The sequence below is a fragment of the Gordonia terrae genome (assembly GCF_051789125.1).
Lineage (GTDB): Bacteria > Actinomycetota > Actinomycetes > Mycobacteriales > Mycobacteriaceae > Gordonia > Gordonia terrae_A.
Window position 1 is genome coordinate 3,786,622 of the sequence record NZ_CP196526.1, and the last position, 16,793, is coordinate 3,803,414.

At 66.3% G+C, this 16,793-nt stretch carries 18 protein-coding genes; 6 read left to right on the forward strand and 12 right to left on the reverse strand.

Features of this window, described 5'->3' with window-relative positions:
* Positions 1–89: 89 nt before the first annotated feature.
* The 5 genes from rpsD to infA form a co-directional block, all read right to left on the reverse strand.
* Positions 90–695, reverse strand: coding sequence for a 30S ribosomal protein S4 (gene rpsD, locus ACSUZC_RS17290; RefSeq protein WP_086534445.1), 606 nt, complete (start codon positions 693–695; stop codon positions 90–92).
* 21 nt (positions 696–716) lie between these two features.
* A complete protein-coding gene (gene rpsK, locus ACSUZC_RS17295) occupies positions 717–1,124 on the reverse strand; it encodes a 30S ribosomal protein S11 (RefSeq protein WP_004023536.1) in 408 nt (135 codons plus the stop codon).
* Positions 1,124–1,492 (reverse strand): 30S ribosomal protein S13, encoded by a 369-nt coding sequence (rpsM, locus tag ACSUZC_RS17300; protein WP_004023537.1) that lies wholly within the window; start codon positions 1,490–1,492, stop codon positions 1,124–1,126. The genes rpsK and rpsM overlap by 1 nt, the downstream gene beginning before the upstream one ends.
* 212 nt (positions 1,493–1,704) lie before the next feature.
* The gene (gene rpmJ, locus ACSUZC_RS17305) at positions 1,705–1,818 is read right to left on the reverse strand and encodes a 50S ribosomal protein L36 (protein WP_005207978.1); all 114 of its coding nucleotides are present in this window, start codon (positions 1,816–1,818) and stop codon (positions 1,705–1,707) included.
* A 143-nt stretch (positions 1,819–1,961) separates the two neighbouring features.
* A complete protein-coding gene (gene infA / locus ACSUZC_RS17310) occupies positions 1,962–2,183 on the reverse strand; it encodes a translation initiation factor IF-1 (RefSeq protein ID WP_004023539.1) in 222 nt (73 codons plus the stop codon).
* Between the two features lie 292 nt (positions 2,184–2,475).
* Between infA and ACSUZC_RS17315 the strand changes: the two genes are divergently transcribed.
* Genes ACSUZC_RS17315 through fdhD form a run of 4 tightly spaced genes read left to right on the forward strand, consistent with a single transcriptional unit; the run spans position 2,476 to position 4,970 of the window.
* Positions 2,476–2,868: a phage holin family protein gene (locus tag ACSUZC_RS17315; protein ID WP_238422494.1), complete on the forward strand. Its 393-nt coding sequence runs from the start codon at positions 2,476–2,478 to the stop codon at positions 2,866–2,868.
* Positions 2,865–3,605: an SIMPL domain-containing protein gene (locus ACSUZC_RS17320; protein ID WP_439029723.1), complete on the forward strand. Its 741-nt coding sequence runs from the start codon at positions 2,865–2,867 to the stop codon at positions 3,603–3,605. Before ACSUZC_RS17315 ends, ACSUZC_RS17320 begins: the two co-directional genes overlap by 4 nt.
* 14 nt (positions 3,606–3,619) lie before the next feature.
* A complete protein-coding gene (dtd, locus tag ACSUZC_RS17325) occupies positions 3,620–4,069 on the forward strand; it encodes a D-aminoacyl-tRNA deacylase (protein WP_439029724.1) in 450 nt (149 codons plus the stop codon).
* Positions 4,070–4,109: 40 nt separating this feature from the next.
* Entirely contained in the window at positions 4,110–4,970 is an 861-nt protein-coding gene (fdhD, locus tag ACSUZC_RS17330) for a formate dehydrogenase accessory sulfurtransferase FdhD (protein WP_439029725.1), read from the forward strand.
* Here the strand turns inward: fdhD and ACSUZC_RS17335 are convergent.
* The 5 genes from ACSUZC_RS17335 to ACSUZC_RS17355 all read right to left on the reverse strand — a co-directional run bounded on the left by ACSUZC_RS17335 (position 4,939) and on the right by ACSUZC_RS17355 (position 10,065).
* Positions 4,939–6,072 (reverse strand): ABC transporter ATP-binding protein, encoded by a 1,134-nt coding sequence (locus tag ACSUZC_RS17335; RefSeq protein ID WP_439029726.1) that lies wholly within the window; start codon positions 6,070–6,072, stop codon positions 4,939–4,941. The genes fdhD and ACSUZC_RS17335 overlap by 32 nt on opposite strands.
* A 49-nt stretch (positions 6,073–6,121) precedes the next feature.
* Entirely contained in the window at positions 6,122–7,432 is a 1,311-nt protein-coding gene (locus ACSUZC_RS17340) for an ABC transporter substrate-binding protein (RefSeq protein WP_439029727.1), read from the reverse strand.
* 59 nt (positions 7,433–7,491) lie between these two features.
* On the reverse strand, positions 7,492–8,277 hold the full coding sequence (locus ACSUZC_RS17345) for a carbohydrate ABC transporter permease (protein ID WP_439029728.1): 786 nt from the start codon (positions 8,275–8,277) through the stop codon (positions 7,492–7,494).
* A gap of 158 nt (positions 8,278–8,435) precedes the next feature.
* Positions 8,436–9,350 (reverse strand): carbohydrate ABC transporter permease, encoded by a 915-nt coding sequence (locus ACSUZC_RS17350; RefSeq protein WP_439029729.1) that lies wholly within the window; start codon positions 9,348–9,350, stop codon positions 8,436–8,438.
* Positions 9,351–9,459: 109 nt separating this feature from the next.
* Entirely contained in the window at positions 9,460–10,065 is a 606-nt protein-coding gene (locus ACSUZC_RS17355; RefSeq protein WP_439029730.1) for a TetR/AcrR family transcriptional regulator, read from the reverse strand.
* Positions 10,066–10,137: 72 nt separating this feature from the next.
* Here ACSUZC_RS17355 and kstD point away from each other — a divergent pair, with 72 nt between their 5' ends.
* Entirely contained in the window at positions 10,138–11,811 is a 1,674-nt protein-coding gene (kstD, locus tag ACSUZC_RS17360; protein WP_439029731.1) for a 3-oxosteroid 1-dehydrogenase, read from the forward strand.
* Here the strand turns inward: kstD and ACSUZC_RS17365 are convergent.
* Positions 11,797–13,884 (reverse strand): bifunctional lysylphosphatidylglycerol flippase/synthetase MprF, encoded by a 2,088-nt coding sequence (locus ACSUZC_RS17365; RefSeq protein WP_439029732.1) that lies wholly within the window; start codon positions 13,882–13,884, stop codon positions 11,797–11,799. The genes kstD and ACSUZC_RS17365 overlap by 15 nt on opposite strands.
* Before the next feature lie 52 nt (positions 13,885–13,936).
* Entirely contained in the window at positions 13,937–14,965 is a 1,029-nt protein-coding gene (locus ACSUZC_RS17370) for a hypothetical protein (protein WP_439029733.1), read from the reverse strand.
* A gap of 211 nt (positions 14,966–15,176) precedes the next feature.
* Between ACSUZC_RS17370 and ACSUZC_RS17375 the strand changes: the two genes are divergently transcribed.
* Positions 15,177–16,787, forward strand: coding sequence for a DUF222 domain-containing protein (locus ACSUZC_RS17375; protein WP_439029734.1), 1,611 nt, complete (start codon positions 15,177–15,179; stop codon positions 16,785–16,787).
* The last annotated feature ends 6 nt before the right edge of the window (positions 16,788–16,793 follow it).

The window sequence follows — 16,793 nt, forward strand, 5'->3', positions numbered from 1 at the left end:
GCCGACCGCTATATGACGGCCTCGAGGGTGAACCGAACAGCTGTTGCTGTCGGGCGGTGTGTCTTACTTCGAGTGGAACTCGGCTGCGATTACTTCGAGTAGAACTCGACGATGAGCTGCTCGGTCAGCGGGACGTCGATCTGAGCACGCTCGGGCACGCTGTGCACGAGGATGCGCAGGGTCGACGGCACGACCTGGAGCCAACCCGGGACCGGACGATCGCCGACGAGCTCCTTGGCGATCTGGAACGGGACGGTCTGCAGCGACTTCGGGCGGACGTCGATGATGTCGTACTGGCTGACGCGGTAGCTGGGCACGTCGACCTTCACACCGTTGACGGTGAAGTGGCCGTGGCTGACCAGCTGGCGGGCCTGACGACGCGTCCGGGCGATGCCCGAGCGGTAGACGACGTTGTCCAGACGGGTCTCGAGGAGCTTCAGCAGTTCGTCACCGGTCTTGCCGTTGCGACGATTCGCCTCTTCGAAGTAGCGGCGGAACTGCTTCTCCATGACGCCGTAGGTGAAGCGTGCCTTCTGCTTCTCCTGCAGCTGGAGCAGGTACTCGCTCTCCTTGATCCGCGAACGGCCGTGCTGGCCGGGCGGGTAGGGGCGACGCTCGAACGCCGCGTCTCCACCGATGAGGTCGACGCGGAGACGACGGGACTTCTTTGTTGCGGGGCCGGTATAACGAGCCATGGTTTATCTCTTCCTTTCCCGCTAGACCCGGCGCCGCTTGGGCGGACGGCAACCGTTGTGCGGCTGCGGGGTCACATCGGAGATGGTGCCGACCTCGAGGCCGGCTGCCTGCAGGGAGCGGATGGCGGTCTCGCGACCCGAACCCGGTCCCTTGACGAAGACGTCGACCTTCTTGACGCCGTGCTCCTGAGCCTTGCGCGCAGCGTTCTCGGCCGCGAGCTGAGCCGCGAACGGGGTGCTCTTGCGCGAGCCCTTGAAACCGACGTGGCCCGACGACGCCCAGCTGATGATGTTTCCGCTGGGATCGCTGATCGACACGATGGTGTTGTTGAACGTCGACTTGATGTGTGCGTGGCCGTGCGGGACGTTCTTCTTATCGCGACGGCGGGTGCCCTTCTTCGGGCCTGCGCTACGTGACTTCGGAGGCATTACTTCTTCTTCCCGGCGATGGTCTTCTTCGGGCCCTTGCGAGTGCGGGCATTGGTCTTGGTGCGCTGTCCACGCACGGGCAGGCCACGACGGTGGCGCAGACCCTGGTAGCAGCCGATCTCGATCTTGCGACGGATATCGGCCTGCACCTCGCGACGCAGGTCACCCTCGACCTTCACCGAGGCTTCGATGTACTCACGCAGCTTCGAGACGTCTGCGTCGGTGAGATCCTTGGCTCGCAGGTCGGGGCTCAGGCCCGTTCCCTCGAGGATCTCCTTGGAGGTGGTACGCCCAACTCCGTAGATGTAGGTCAGTGCGATCTCCAGCCGCTTTTCGCGGGGGAGATCCACACCAGCAACACGTGCCATGTGGCGGATTTCCTTTTCGATTTCTCAGAGGTCTGCTCCCAGTCCGTCCCGCGAGTGCATGCCGAACCCTGTGTTCGGCCTCGTGGGCTCCGGCCTCTGATCCGGAGGTAGGCGGTGACGCGTCTGTCGCCGCTGGTGTTGGGAGGTCCTTTGTGTGTTCAGTTGTCGATCTTCAGTTGTTCTGACTCAAGCGACCCGGAGGGTGCGCGTGATCAGCCCTGACGCTGCTTGTGACGCAGGTTCTCGCAGATCACCATGACCCGACCGTTGCGGCGGATCACCTTGCACTTCTCGCAGATCGGCTTGACGCTCGGCTGAACCTTCACGTCAATCTCTCCTGCTCGGCTCGCCCGCGCGCACGCCTGATCGGCCGTGCACGTGGGTGTCGGTCTCCTCCCGGACGGATGTCCGAGAAGCCTGTCCCCGGCGGATGTCCGGGAAGTCTGTCCCCGGCATGGCCGGGAAAGTCTTACTTGTAGCGGTACACGATTCGCCCACGAGCCAGGTCGTAGGGCGAGAGTTCCACGACGACCCGGTCCTCGGGCAGGATGCGGATGTAGTGCTGCCGCATCTTGCCGCTGATGTGGGCGAGAACCTTGTGCCCGTTCTCCAACTCAATACGAAACATCGCATTGGGCAGGGGTTCGATCACTCGACCCTCGACCTCGATGGCCCCGTCTTTCTTCGCCATGTCCTCCGCGATTCCTGGCCGTGACCACGACATCTCGACGATGCTGCGACCGTTGGCCGGGTTGAATCAGTGTTTGTCCGTTAGGGTGTTGGCACCGGTCCGCGAGGACCTGTACCCGGTGTGAATCAGCCGGACCCGCGTGCTGACACGCCGATGCCCGGCACGCGATGCGCACCGACGATCCATGTTACGCGAACGGGCTGGCCAGGCCAAATCGCCGCAGCTCGTCCCGGGTGACACCACACAACTGGCGTCCGCCGGGCCGCGTACATCCCGTGGCAGACTGTCGCCCATGCTTGCCTTCCTCGTCCGCACCGTGCTCACCGCGGTGGCGCTGTGGGTCGCGACGCTGATCGTCCCCGGCATCGACTTCGTGGGTGGTTCGACGACCGCCGAGAAGATCGGTATCGCGCTGGTCGTCGCCGTCATCTTCGGGGTCCTCAACGCGATCATCAAACCCGTCGTGCAGATCATCGCCATCCCCTTCTACATCCTCACGCTGGGCTTGATCCACATCGTCATCAACGCGGCGATGCTCGAGCTCACCGCGTGGATCACCCGTAACACCACGCACTGGGGCCTGGAGGTCGACGACTTCTTCTGGTCGGCGATCTTCGGCGCGATCGTCGTCTCGGTTGTCGGGTGGCTGCTCGCCCTCGTCATGCGCGATCCGGCGGATCGATGAGGACCGGGAACCGAACCCGGACGGCAGTGCGGGCGTCGGCACTTGCCGTGATCGCCGCAGTGGCGGTCGTCGTGTCCGGCTGCGGGAGTGACCCGGCCGGAGATCAGCCACGGTCGGTCACCGTGGTCGGGACGGGACAGGTGACCGGCACCCCGGACACCCTGCGCGCCGACATCGGTGTGGAGGCCACCGCCCCCGACGTCACGACCGCGCTGAACGAGGCCAGCGCCAAGGTCACCGACGTCACCGATGCCGTCGTCGCCGCCGGGGTGGAGCGCAAGGACGTCGCTACACAGCAGGTATCGGTGAATCCGCAGTACACGAGCCCCTCCCCCGGCGGGACGAGCGAGGTCGGCGGTTACATCGCGTCCAACACGATCCGGGTCACCATCCGGGACATCTCGAAGGCCTCCGCGGTGCTGAGCGCTGCCGCGACCGCCGGCGGTGACAACACCCGCATCAGCAACGTCTCCTTCGCCATCGACGACGACTCGGACCTCCTCGACCAGGCCCGCGAGGCGGCGTTCACCGACGCACGCGGCCGCGCCGAGCAGTACGCGAACCTCGCCGGCGATTCCCTCGGCAAAGTCCTGACCATCACCGAGAGCACGAGTGGTCAGGAGAAGTCCGCGGCACCCGGCACCTTCGAACGCGATGTGGCGGCGGCGCCGGTCCCGGTCGAACCCGGGCAGCAGGAACTCACGTTCACCGTGAACGTCACCTTCGCCCTGGACTGAGAGCCGACACCGACATGCGCGCCGTACTCCAACGGGTCAGCCGAGCCAGTGTGAGCGTCGATGACGTGATCGTCGGCGATCTCGACATCCCCGAGGGCGGCGCCGGCCTCGTCGCACTCGTGGGCGTCACCCACGACGACACCCCCGACCACGCGGCCCGGCTCGCCGACAAGATCTGGCGGTTACGCATCTTCGACGGTGTCGACGGTCCGGAACGGGCAGCCGCCGACGTCGACGCCCCGATCCTGGTCATCAGCCAGTTCACCCTGTACGCCAACACCGCGAAGGGACGTCGGCCCTCGTGGAACGCCGCGGCCCCCGGCCCGGTCGCCGAGCCGCTCGTCGACGCGGTCGTCGAGGCGCTGCGGACGGCCGGCGCCACCGTGGCCACCGGGCAATTCGGCGCCCACATGAAAGTCGACCTCGTCAACGACGGACCGGTCACCCTCGTACTGGACGTCTGAGACCACCGGGGCGATCGGTCTCACGACTATCGTCGGTGTCGTGGGACGAATCACCGCACGCCGCCGCGTCACCCGCATCCGACGCGATGCGGAACCGACGCAGCGTGCCGACACCCTGGCCGTCGAGGAACCGCTCGAGATCCGGGTCGGCGGAACCTCGGTCTCGGTCACCATGCGCACCCCCGGGCACGACTTCGAACTCGTGGCCGGGTACCTGGTCTCCGAAGGCGTCATCACCGTCGGCTCTGACTATTCGACGGCCCGCTACTGCGCGGGCACCGACGCCGACGGGATCAACACCTACAACGTCGTCGACGTCTCACTCGCCGCGCACGTCTCGCCACCGGCGTCCGGACTGGCCCGCTCCAACACCATGACGAGCGCCTGTGGCATCTGCGGTAAGGACAGCATCGAGTCCGTGCACACCGCATCGGTGCACGATCCCGGCGCCGATCCGATGACGGTCGCCGCGAACGCCGTGCTGGATCTGCCCGATCGATTGCGCGCCGAACAGACCGTCTTCGACAAGACCGGCGGCCTGCACGCCGCAGCGCTGTTCGCCGCGGACGGAACGTTGCTGACCGTCCGCGAGGACGTCGGCAGACACAACGCCGTCGACAAGGTGATCGGGTGGGCGGTGCTCGCCGATCGACTGCCGCTCACCGGCACCGTCCTGCAGGTCTCGGGCCGAGCGAGTTTCGAACTCGTCCAGAAGGCCGCCATGGCCGGCATTCCCATGCTCTGTGCGGTGTCGGCACCGTCGTCGCTCGCCGTCGACGCCGCCGAGGACCTCGGCGTCACGCTCGTCGGTTTCTCACGCGGCGAGTCGATGGTGGTCTACACACGTCCCGACAGGATCAAGACCGCGGTCACCGAACACGCAGCGGCCGCCCCGAGTTGAGTTCGTGGCGGCTCGGATCGTCGAGTGCGACCCCGGTGACCGGATCGAACCAGTAGGTCTCGTCGACGACCGGCGTCAGTCCGATCACGTCGCCGGCCTCGATGGTTCGTCGATGGTCCACGCGTACGACGACCCGGCTGCTCCGGAGCGACAGGTCCGCGCTGCAGTACACGAACTGCTCGGCACCGAGTTCTTCCACGAGGTCCACCGTCGCGGACAGGGTGCCGGGCTGGGGAACCGCGGACACCTGCCAGGATTCGGCGCGCAATCCCACGACGACGTCGCGCGAGGTCAGCGACGAACGCACCGAGCCCGGGACCGGCACCGTCGCGTCGCCGAGGCGAATCGACCCGTTCTCGACCCGGGCGTCGGTCAGGCACATCTGCGGCGAACCCATGAAGGACGCCACGAACAGGTTGGCCGGCCGCGAGTAGATCTCCCGCGGTGTGCCGACCTGTTGCAGCACACCGTGATCGAGGACCGCCACTCGGTGCCCCATCGTCATCGCCTCGACCTGGTCGTGGGTGACGTACAGGGTCGTGATGCCGAGTTCGCGCTGCATGGACGCGATCTGGGCGCGGGTACTGACCCGCAACTTCGCGTCGAGGTTCGACAGCGGCTCGTCCATGCAGAACACCTTGGGGCGTCGGACGATCGCCCGCCCCATCGCCACCCGCTGACGCTGTCCGCCCGACAGTTTCGCCGGCTTACGATCGAGAAGCGCGGTGAGCTCCAGCATCTCGGCGACTTCCGACACCCGCCGTGCGGTGTCGTCCTTGCTCATCCCGGCGTTGCGCAGCGCGAACCCCATGTTCCCGGCCACCGTCATGTTCGGATAGAGCGCGTAGTTCTGGAAGACCATCGCGACATCGCGAGCCTTCGGGGCCACGCCGACGACGTCGACGCCGTCGATGAGGATCGCTCCGGATTCGACCGGTTCCAGGCCCGCGACCATTCGCAGGCTGGTCGACTTACCGCATCCCGACGGACCGACCAGCACCATGAACTCACCGTCGGAGACGGCCAGGTCCAGGGCGTCCACGGCCGGCTTCTGCCCGTCCGCGAAGCGTCTCGTCGCACCCTCGTAGGTCACCGACGCCACGCGTCATCCTTCCGCTCATGCTGAGCCACAACCGATTTGACGCAATCGGTCATCGCGGGAGCTTCGGCTTGATCTGGGTCTCGTAGATCTGGGCGATCTGCCGCTGCGTGTCGGCGAGGGTCGAGGCGACATCGGCGTTCTGCAGACCGATCCGCTCGTACCCGGTGCCGATGATCTTGTCGCCGCCGGGCACGAAGACGCGTGCGTAGTTCTGCGGCTGGGTCCGCGGGAGCTGCTCGATGGCGGTCGCGAAGTTCGGGTTCTTCGCCAGGAACGCGACCATCGACGGGTCGTCCTGAGCTGCCTTGCGCACCGGCATGTACCCGACGTTCTGCGAGAAGTACGACGTGTTCTCGGTATTGGTGATGAATTCGATGAACTTGAGGGCGTTGACCTTCCGGTCGTCGGACAATTTGGCCGGGATGGCGAGTCCGGCACCACCCGTCGGACATCCCGAGACGCCCGGCGGCGCAGGCAGGAATGCCGTGCCGAACTCGAACGCGGCGTTCTCGGTGATCCCCGACAGGTCGCCGGTCGACGCGATCGTCGAGGCGATGATGCCCGCGCTGAAGTCGCCTGCGATGTCGTTGGAGATCTTCGCGTAGCGCTTGGTGTTGATCGAATCGCTCAGGTACTGCGCGGCGGCGACCGTCTTGGGATCGGTGAACTTCAGTTCCCAGTCGCTGGAGTACGCACCACCGAACGTCCACGTCGGACCCTGGAAGGTCCAGCCGAGGTAGTCGACGGCGTTGCCCCACCCGTGAGCGCGTTTGTCGCCGCCGACCACGGTCTGGATCCGGGGGCCCCAGTCGTCGAACTCGTCCCACGTCTGCGGTCCGCGGTCGGGCAGTCCGGCCCGCCGCCACACGTCCTTGTTGTAGTAGAACAGCGGCGTCGAGCGGGCGTACGGCAACGCCCAGGTCTGATCGTTCCACTTGTAGTCGCCCACAAGCGAATCGACGTAACCGGCGGTGTCGACACCGGCGCGGCCGAACAGGTCGTCGAGCGGGGCGATCGCACCGATGAGCGCGAAGTTGAACCACCACACGTCGGACAGGATCATGATGTCGGGCACCGCGCCGCCGGACAGCGCCGCGTTGAACTTCTGCGCTGCTTCTTCGTAGTTCTTGCCGGCGTCGACGAGTTGGACGGTGATGCCGGGGTTGGCCGCCTCGAACCGCGAGATGAGTTCGCGCTCGACCTCGACCGACTTACCCGGGTGATTCGACCAGAAGGTGAGTTTCGAGGCGTCACCCGACGACGAGCCGCCATCGCCCGTGCCCGCGCAGGCCGTGACGAGGGCTCCGGCCGCCGCGGTCGCCGATGCGGCCAGGAAGCCGCGGCGGGACATGTTGATCATTGTCGTCTCCTGTCAGCAATTCTCATGAGAAGGCATGGCGGGTGGGAGGAGCTCGGCGGTCAACCCTTGACCGCCCCGGAGGTCAGGCCCTTGATCATGTGCCGCTGCAACGCCAGGAAGATGGCGAGCATGGGCAGCATCGTCAGCACCGTGGCCGCCATGACCGGGCCCCAGTTGGTGAGCCCGTCGCTGTTCTGCAACTGGGTGAGTCCGACGGGCAGCGTGGCGACGGTGTAGTCGTCGGCCATGAGGAACGGCCACAGGTACTCGTTCCATTCATTGACGAGTGTGATCGTCGCGAACGCGACCATCGTCGGGATGGACAGCGGCAGGACGACGCGGGTGAGGAGTCGGAAGTGTCCGGCCCCGTCCATCCGTGCGGCCTCGATGATCTCGGGTGGCAGCGAGAGAAAATGGTTGCGCATCAGAAAGGTTCCGAAGGCGACACCCGCGAGCGGGAGGATGATCCCGATGAAAGTGTTACGGAAGCCGAGCTGGGCGACGAGTGCGTAGTTCGTGATGACCGTGATCTGATTCGGGACCATCAGCGCGGCGATGATGACGACGAACACCACGTTCTTCCCGGGGAACCGCAGAAACACCAGACCGTAGGCGCTGAGCACACCCAACACGAACTTCGCGACACCGAGAACACCGGTCACGATGACGGAGTTGCGCAGGAAGGTCCAGAAGGGTACCGACGTCGTGGCCTCGGCGTAGTTTCCGGGACGCCACGTCGACGGCCACCAGACAGCCGGTTGCACGTAGATCTCCGACCGGTCCTTCAGCGACGCCAACAGGATCCAGATCAGGGGCAGGGCGATGACGAGCAACACCACTGCCATCGCGGCGTATCCACAGGCGTCGGCCAACCGTCGTCGTGTGGCCGGAGACCACCTCGAGCCGTCGGGATGTCCTCGCCTCGTGTCTGCCGATTGCCGCGACCTTCCGGTGCTGGACTGTGCGGCATCAGGTTTCGTGACCGAACCGGTGGCGACAGGCCTCATCGGGCACCCCGATCCATCAGACGGACCTGCACGACGGTGATGACCAGGAGGACGACGAACATGACCGTTGCGACCGTGGCGCCGTAGCCGGCCCGGAAGTTGACGAAGCTCTCCTCGTACACCTGGTAGACCATGGTCGTGGTGCCGTTGCCCAGCGGACCGCCGCGGGTCATCACGTTGATGATGTCGAACACCTGTAAGGAGTTGAGCAGCACGGTGATCGACAGGAAGAAGGTCGTCGGGCGCAGCTGCGGGAGCAACACCTTGCGGAAATACGTCCACCATCCGGCGCCGTCGATCGCGGCCGCCTCGTCGAGGTCGGCGCGTTTGCCCTGCAACGCGGCCAGGTAGATCACGAACGCGTACCCGAGGTTCTTCCAGATGTAGGTCACCGTGATCATGAACAACGCCCAGTGCGGCTGCTGATAGAAGTCCGGCGCGGAACCGAGTCCCAGGCGACCCATGACGTCGTTGATCAGACCGAAACTGGGGTCGAAGACGAACTGGAAGGCGATCCCCACGGCCGCGCCGGACAGCACGAACGGCGCGAAGGCCGTCGATCGCACCAGGTTGCGGCCGCGCAGCTTACGGTCGAGCAGCAGGGCCAGACCCAGCCCCGCCATCATGCTGCCCGCGACGGCGGCCACGGTGAAGATGACCGTGTTCGACACGATCACCCGCGTATCGGCACGGGTGAACCACTCGATGTAGTTGTCCAGGCCGATGAAGGTGGCCCCGGACTGGGCGATGTTCCAGTCGTAGAACGACATCCGCACGTTCTCGACGAGCGGACGATAGGTGAAGACCCCGAGCAGGATCAGGTTGGGCGCGACGAGCAACAGGAACAGCCCGTAGCTCCGCCAGGGGCGTCTGCCGGTGGCGGGCAGGACATGTTCGTCGACCGATGGCACTGGCGAAGTTTCGCCGTAGGAGACGACCGGATGGTGAACTCAGGCGACGACTCCGGTGAACGGTGCCTTCACAGCCGACGGTTCGCGATCGCCCGAAGCCGTTGCGATGTCAGACTTCTTGTGCTCGGTCCGCGAAAGTCGAAGCTGCGAGCGCCGAGTCGATGACGTTGAGCAGGGAGACGGACCTGTCGTCGCTCGTCAGCCAGCGCTGGTAGGCGTACTCGACGATGGCGAGCACCATACACACCGTCACCCCGGGACGTAAGTCGACGGCCGTGTCGAGTGACATCCGTTCCCCCGCCAGGCTGATCAACCTGGCTCGATCCTCGGCCCCGATGAGCGCAACCCTCGCGATGACCTCGGGCACGTCCGCCACAACCGCTCGCCACTGCCCCATCTCCACAGCGTCGACGTCCGCGGTCTGCGTACGAATTGCGGCGATGAGGGCCTCAGCGACCCCCGACTCCGAGGCCTGCGCGGCGAAGCCGGTGACGATGGCCGCACTGCTCGCGCGAAGCGGGCGCAGCAACAGATCTTCCTTCGTAGGCACGTATCGGTAGTACGTGCTCGGCGAGACACCGGCGGCGCGTGCGATCTCTTCCCCCGTCACCGTCGTGTACCCGCGTTCGACGAAAAGACTCAGTGCGGCGGCGTCGATATCCCGTCGCACCTGTTCCCGCTGCTTTGCACGTAGTGACGACGCCATGACACTCATGGTGCCATCTTGTGCGACCAGAGCTCAAAGTGATAGTTACTGTCATATAGACAGATACTATCAGGAGAATGTATGAGCAACGTAGACGTGGACCTGGTCGTCGTGGGGTCGGGAGCCGGCGGGATGGCCACCGCCGTCACCGCAGCGGCACAAGGCCTCTCCACGGTGATCCTGGAGAAGTCTCGGTTCTGGGGCGGTTCGACCGCGCGCTCGGGGGGAGGCGTGTGGATACCCGGCAACGACGTGCTGCGCGCACACCTTCCGCCCACCGACGCCGAGGCCGCCCGCGCCTACCTGCACGCCATCGTCGGCGACGACGTCGACCGACGCCGAATCGACACGTTCATCGATCGCGGCGGGGAAGCACTACGACACCTGACCGAGAACTCAGCTCTCGACCTGGAGTGGGTTCGCGGCTACAGCGACTATCTTCCGGAGGAATCCGGCGGCTCATCCGATGGACGCTCGTGCGAGCCACGCCCGTTCGATGCCCGACGCCTCGGGGACGACCTCGCGACCCTCCAGCCGTTCTACACTCGGACGCCACTCAATGCGGTTGTGCAGCAGTCGGATTACCGCTGGTTGAGTCTCGGTACACGACACTGGCGGGGGCCCGTGCGAGCGATCCGGGTTGGCGCTCGCACCGCTGTGGGCAGAGCGCGCGGCGCCAGACTGCTCGGCCTGGGCGGGGCACTGGCGGGTTCGTTGATGGTGGGTGTGCGACAAGCCGGCGTTCCCGTCCACCTCGAGACCGCCGCGGAAGAACTCACGATGGTCGCCGGACGAGTGACCGGCGTCCGCTGCGCGGACGGTCGATCGTTCTCGGCCCGTCGCGGCGTCGTGCTGGCAAGCGGAGGGTTCGACCACGACGCGACGATGCGCGCACGTCACCACCGTCCGCCCGCGGGACCTGAACTGTCCCTCGGCGCCGACACCAACACGGGCGACGGCATCCGGGCAGGGATCGCGGCAGGTGCGGCGACCGCACTGATGGACGACGCTTGGTGGGCGCCATCCATCCCATTGCCCAAGGGTCCGTGGTTCGCGCTCGCCGAGCGATCGTTGCCCCGCAGCATCATGATCAACGCCTCTGGGAGGCGGTTCATGAACGAGTCGTTGCCCTACGTCGAGGCGACACATCGAATCTTCGGGGGCCACCATGGCCGGGGCGAGGGTCCCGCCGACAACCTGCCCTGCTGGCTCGTCTTCGACCAGACATATCGCAACCGTTACATGTTCGCAGGCAAACCCGCGCGGACGGCGCTGCCCGCCGCCTGGTTCGACAGCGGCGCAGTGAGTTCGGCGGGGTCGATCGTCGAGTTGGCCACGAGCATCGGGGTACCGCCGGACGCCTTGACCCGGACCGTCGAGACCTTCAACCACTTTGCCTGCGTGGGCCACGATCCCGACTTTCGGCGGGGAGAGTCCGCCTACGACCGGTATTACGCCGATCCCACCAACCGCCCCAATCCCAGTCTCGGTGAGCTCACGACCCCTCCCTTCTACGCGGCCCGGATGGTGCCTGCCGATCTCGGGACGAAGGGCGGCATCGTGACCGACGAGCATGCGCGGGCCCTCACAGCGGATGAGCGTCCGATTCCCGGCCTCTATGCGGTGGGCAACGCCTCTGCCGCGCTCATGGGCCACACGTACGCGGGCCCGGGTGCGACCATCGGCCCGGCACTCGTTTTCGGGTATCTGGCTGCACTGCACGCCGCGCGCTCATCGGAATCAGTCGTGTCCTGATGCCGCCAACCGCACCAACTGGCCGGTCGTCGCGTCCGGAAGATACGCCCTCGAGACCGCGAGACCGATTCGGGGAAGATCGGATTCGTCGCGGAATGCGAGGAAGACCGGCTCATATCGGGGGTTGAACTTCTTCTTGAAGGTGTGCAACGACCGGAACCCGTAGTACGGCTCGAGCGCCGCCCCCAGGGTGTCGAGCAGTTTGTCCAGCGGCTCCGCCTCGAAGTCCCCGGTGCGCGCCAGCGGCGCGCCGGACAGCGAGATGAACTGCGCACCCTCGTCTTTGAAGGCGACCGCCGACGAGGCGATGAGATACTCCACGACAGGTCCGAACCCGTCGGTGCGGCGTCTCATGATGTCGAGCGTCCAGCCGGCCACCTCACCGCCGGGCGCATATACCGGCAGCCACGACAGCACGCCGTGAACGTTGCCCGCCGGGTCGACCGCGAGCGCGACCCGCACGGCCGGGTCCATCGCCTCCTCGACACTTCCCAGGGTGAACCCCATCTCGGGCAACCCCTTGTCCCCCACCCATTCCTCCGAGATCGCCCGCACCTGCGTCTTGACGGCGAACGACTCCTCGGACAGCGAGACCATCCGCGTCGAGATGTCCTGTTTGGTGGCCTTGTTCATCGCCGACCGCACGTGCTGCCAGGGCTTGCCCTTGAACTCCAGTCCCGGCAGGTCGACGATCGTGTCCTCGGCGATCTGCACACTCAGCCAACCGCGTTCGGTGACGATGGCCGAGGTGTCCGACCCGATCGAGAACCAACATGGCATCGCACCCGAGCTCTCGGCGAGGTCGATGAAGGCGCCGACCGCGTCGCGCAGGCGGTCGGGCGCACAGACCGGATCCGCCAGCGCCAGCATCGTCCCGACGTGCTTCCGGTAGGTCACCACGCACTGGTCGTCGAGGTCGCCTGCGTCGCCGATGAACTGGTAGCTGTTGCCGGGCCACGTCGTCATCCACGACATCGTGCCGCCGCCGTGGGTGCGCAACAGTTCTCGGACCCGTTCGACCGGGTCGTCGTCGTCTCCGAGCGAGCCCACCTGTCGCACCCGCCATGGCACGGCGAACGCGAACCGGCCCGGGATGAGGATGGCCAGCACGAGCACCCACAGGAGGGTGGTGCCCAGGGTGACGGCCCCCTCGGTCGACACGTCGGAGAAGATGACGAGGAACACCGCCAGTACGGTCACGATGACGTTGAGTGCGCCGAGAACGACGGCCACCCACCATGCCCACCGTCTGCCCCGCCGCAGTTGATCCGCGATGAGCACGTTGATCACGAGCCCGATCAGCATCGTGAACACCGAGTCGTCCCCGGAGTCGGTGGGACCGAGCGGTCCGCTGCCGGGGAACAGGAACACGAGAAGATTCGCGCCCGCGATGATTAGCAGCGCAGCACAACCCAGCATGCGGACCTCGCGCCGCGTGCGCGGAACCCAGCCGCGCTCGTTGGAGGCGAAGAACTTCTCCCCGACGATCAGCATGATCACGGCCGCGAGGACGTACTCGACCGAGGCGAGTGTCCCTTCGAACAGGAATGCCACCGAGACGATCGCCCCCAGCAGGACCCGCACGCGCAGCCGCCACGGTGAACGCACGGTCGCCGAGGCCACCGCCACCGCCGAGACGACCAACGCCCCGACCCCGGTGGCACGCGAGTCCGCCAGTTGTTCGGCCCAGCGCCAGGACGTGACCTCCGAGGACAGCAGCCACAGCAGCAGAACCGTCACCAAACATGAGATGAGGTGACCACCGACACCGACCAGAACAGCTCTGACGGTGCCCAATTGCCATTCTGCCCAGCCCATTCCGACAACGACCGCCACCACCGCCAGCAGGTACAGCCAGGGGCCGGGTTCGACGAAGGCCGACGTCACAGGCGTCCACCACCGACCCTCACGGATAGCAGGCAGTCCGAAGGCGACCTCGCGATACCAGGACTTGTCCGACGCCCGACCCCACAGCGACCCCGTCGCTGCGCCGACGATCAACAGGGCCGCCGCGAGGGCGATGGTGAACGGGAGCCGGCGCACGACAGTGAGCCATGACACGTCAGAATGCATGGTCAACCGTACGACGACACAGCCGCGACCACACGGTCATCGCGATGATCGCTCACTCCGCGGGCGCCGTACTCCAGAGTTCGTCGTCACGGCGCCAGACGGCAGGTACGTCGTCGATTCGAATGGCACCCGGGTCGAGCCACCACGTGACGTCCGGACCCCAGCCGGCCAGCACAGTCGCACCGTCCCTTGTCGCGAGCGGGATCTCAATCCCCGCGCTGGTCAGGTAACCGTTGACGCTCACATGGATCGCGTCGTACTCCTCGGCGACCGCTTGCCAGTCGGGGATGAACCAGCGACGATGTCGGCCGGTGGTGTTGTACCAGTCCCATCGCCTCGAGGCGGTCACTTCGAGGGGATGGCGGTCGACGAGCCGCCCCCAGTCTTCAGGCGCGCTGATCTCCAACACGCGGGCGGGCTCGCTGACGCACACTCCCCAGACACGGGCCTCGTCCCCGATCGATGTGTCCTCCTCGGCCACGAGTTGCAGTGCGCCGAGGCCGTTACGAGCACGCGTCGTCTGGACCGTTCCAACGGCATATGGCGTCGACCACCACTCACCGGTGAACGCGCGATGCGGATCCCGCTGATACTCCCGCTGCGAGCGCGCCTCACCGGCTTCGACGTCAGCACGCCACTCATCCCAGCGCACCCCCTTGCTGCGATACGGCAGGGTCGACTCGGGAAATTCCTCATTCGGAAACGGATAGGCGATCACGCGCTGGTGCTCTTGGTCGATCGGGTCGTCCCACCACGCGCAGGCCGGATGCCGAAGCACCGCTTCCGCGATCGGCTCGAGCAGGGCGACGACTTCCGGTGCGGCGTAGAGGGTGTCCTCCTCGTCAGGAGGCTGCCAATACCGTGCAAAATCCACCGCGTAGCCGAGTGCGCCCAGGAACTCCGGCTCCTCCGCCCCCCTGAGGTCTTGGACGTCGGCACTCCGGATCGCGTCCACCACCTCCGTTGGTGTCCGAGGCCGACGATACTGATCGACTCGTCCGATCGAGGCATAGCGGAAAGCCATGTTGGCGCAGAGGAATCGTCCGCGGGGCGAAGCCAGGATCCGTCGAGCTCGGGTCACCTCGCAGAGAATATCGGTGCCCGATGGTGCACGCCATGGGATTGCTGCTGGCTGCCCACCGAACCGTCGAACCCGCACACCCGGGTGCGGACCACTATCACACCCCACCGACAACGGGACCTCGCCACTGAATCCTCGAAACCCGTTGCACTGCAGCCAAATAACGAGTACCGTAGAACGTACATTCGAACGACACACGGGGGTGGCAGTCATGTTCGATACCCGACAGGTCGTCGACTCCGGCGCACCTTCGCCTCGTGCGGTCGAATTGGTGGCCGATCTCCACCGCATTCTCGACGAACTGCAGACCGTGGAACTGTCTCCGTGCACCGATGCCGAACTCGTCGGCGTCGCAGCGGATACCGAACGCGCCATCGCACGTCTGACCGTCGCCGGCGACCGACAGATCGATCAGGTCGAGGCTCGCGACCTTCCCCACAAGGCCGGCTGCCGAACGCTCATGCAGTTCATGACGCATCGGCTGCGTGTCTCGAATCCGATGCGTCGCCGCAAGCAGATGGACGCCACCGCCGACCGCACCAGCCTCGGCGGCGACGTCCTACCGCCCGAACACCCCTGCCTCGCCGAAGCTTTCGCTCAGGGAACGGTGGGTACGGCGCACGTCCAGGCCGTACTGGACGTCCTCGACCGCATCCCGGCGGCCGTCGAACACGACGTGCGAGTCGCCGCGGAACGCCAGATGGCCGAGATCGCGACCGACCATACCCCCGCGGACATCGCACAACTCGGCGCCCGCCTCCTGGCGCATCTCGACCCGGACGGCACCCTGTCCGACGACACCGATCAGAAGCGACGCCGCAATCTGTGGATCGGCCGGCAACGCGCCGACGGCACGGCCAAGCTGTCCGGAACCCTCAGCCCCGAACTCGTCGCCCGACTGACGATGATGCTCGCGGTGTGGGGTAGGCCCGGACTGAACAACCCCGCCGATCCCGATTCGCCCCGCGGGCCGGCCGGGCACGCCGACCCCGACGCCGTGGCAGCCGCAGCCGACCGCGACGGTCGTAGCCTCGCCCAGATCAACCACGACGCGCTCGATGCCGCACTCGCCGCAGGCTTCGCGGACGGAACCCTCGGGAAGTCGCACCGCGGACTGCCCGTGCAATTGCTCATCAAGGCCGACCTCGGCGACCTCGTCCGAGAAGCCGGACTCGCCACCACCGCGACCGGAACCCTGCTGCCCATCGGCGACGTCATCGCGCTCGCCGCGGATGCGCAGCCGTGGCTGGCGGTGTTCAAAGACGCCACCACCGTCCCTCTGCATTTCGGCCGCGGCAAGCGCTTCGCCACCCGGCACCAACGTCTCGTGTCCTTCGCCCGGCCCGACGGCGAGGTGTGCTCGGCACCGGGATGCGACCAACCGGCGACCCACGTCGACATGCATCACGCACAGCGGGATTGGGCCGAAGGCGGCCTCACCGACATCGACGACCTCGCACCCGCCTGCCCGCGACACAACCGGATGGTGGGCAAGAAACCCGGCCAGTACACCACCTGGGTGGTGCGCGACGGCCCCGACGAGGGCCGCTGCGTCTGGCGACTCAACTCCGAACCCGGCGCCCCACCCAACCCCGAACACATCAACCGCCGACCCGACATACCCAAGCGGTTGAAGGCCCACCTGGAACAGGTGCGTCGAGAGATCCACGGACGCAGCACGTCCGGCAACAGCCCGCGTCCTGAACCACGCCCAGTGTGGCCCATCATCGACTACCGGCCGGTCGTCATCCCGCCGCTGCGGCCGCGTGAAACCTACACGCGCGTCGAAGCATGTCTCGCGGACCTGCTGACACGAAACTGACTGCGC

Bases quoted from the DNA above. Each gene is read 5' to 3' on its own strand.
- ACSUZC_RS17320 (WP_439029723.1), top strand. From the start codon at position 2,865: ATGAGGACCGGGAACCGAACCCGGACGGCAGTGCGGGCGTCGGCACTT.
- ACSUZC_RS17365 (WP_439029732.1), bottom strand. From the start codon at position 13,884: ATGCATTCTGACGTGTCATGGCTCACTGTCGTGCGCCGGCTCCCGTTC.
- ACSUZC_RS17315 (WP_238422494.1), top strand. From the start codon at position 2,476: ATGCTTGCCTTCCTCGTCCGCACCGTGCTCACCGCGGTGGCGCTGTGG.
- ACSUZC_RS17375 (WP_439029734.1), top strand. From the start codon at position 15,177: ATGTTCGATACCCGACAGGTCGTCGACTCCGGCGCACCTTCGCCTCGT.
- dtd (WP_439029724.1), top strand. From the start codon at position 3,620: ATGCGCGCCGTACTCCAACGGGTCAGCCGAGCCAGTGTGAGCGTCGAT.
- ACSUZC_RS17345 (WP_439029728.1), bottom strand. From the start codon at position 8,277: ATGGCAGTGGTGTTGCTCGTCATCGCCCTGCCCCTGATCTGGATCCTG.
- ACSUZC_RS17340 (WP_439029727.1), bottom strand. From the start codon at position 7,432: ATGATCAACATGTCCCGCCGCGGCTTCCTGGCCGCATCGGCGACCGCG.
- rpsM (WP_004023537.1), bottom strand. From the start codon at position 1,492: ATGGCACGTGTTGCTGGTGTGGATCTCCCCCGCGAAAAGCGGCTGGAG.
- kstD (WP_439029731.1), top strand. From the start codon at position 10,138: ATGAGCAACGTAGACGTGGACCTGGTCGTCGTGGGGTCGGGAGCCGGC.
- ACSUZC_RS17355 (WP_439029730.1), bottom strand. From the start codon at position 10,065: ATGAGTGTCATGGCGTCGTCACTACGTGCAAAGCAGCGGGAACAGGTG.
- rpsD (WP_086534445.1), bottom strand. From the start codon at position 695: ATGGCTCGTTATACCGGCCCCGCAACAAAGAAGTCCCGTCGTCTCCGC.
- infA (WP_004023539.1), bottom strand. From the start codon at position 2,183: ATGGCGAAGAAAGACGGGGCCATCGAGGTCGAGGGTCGAGTGATCGAA.
- rpsK (WP_004023536.1), bottom strand. From the start codon at position 1,124: ATGCCTCCGAAGTCACGTAGCGCAGGCCCGAAGAAGGGCACCCGCCGT.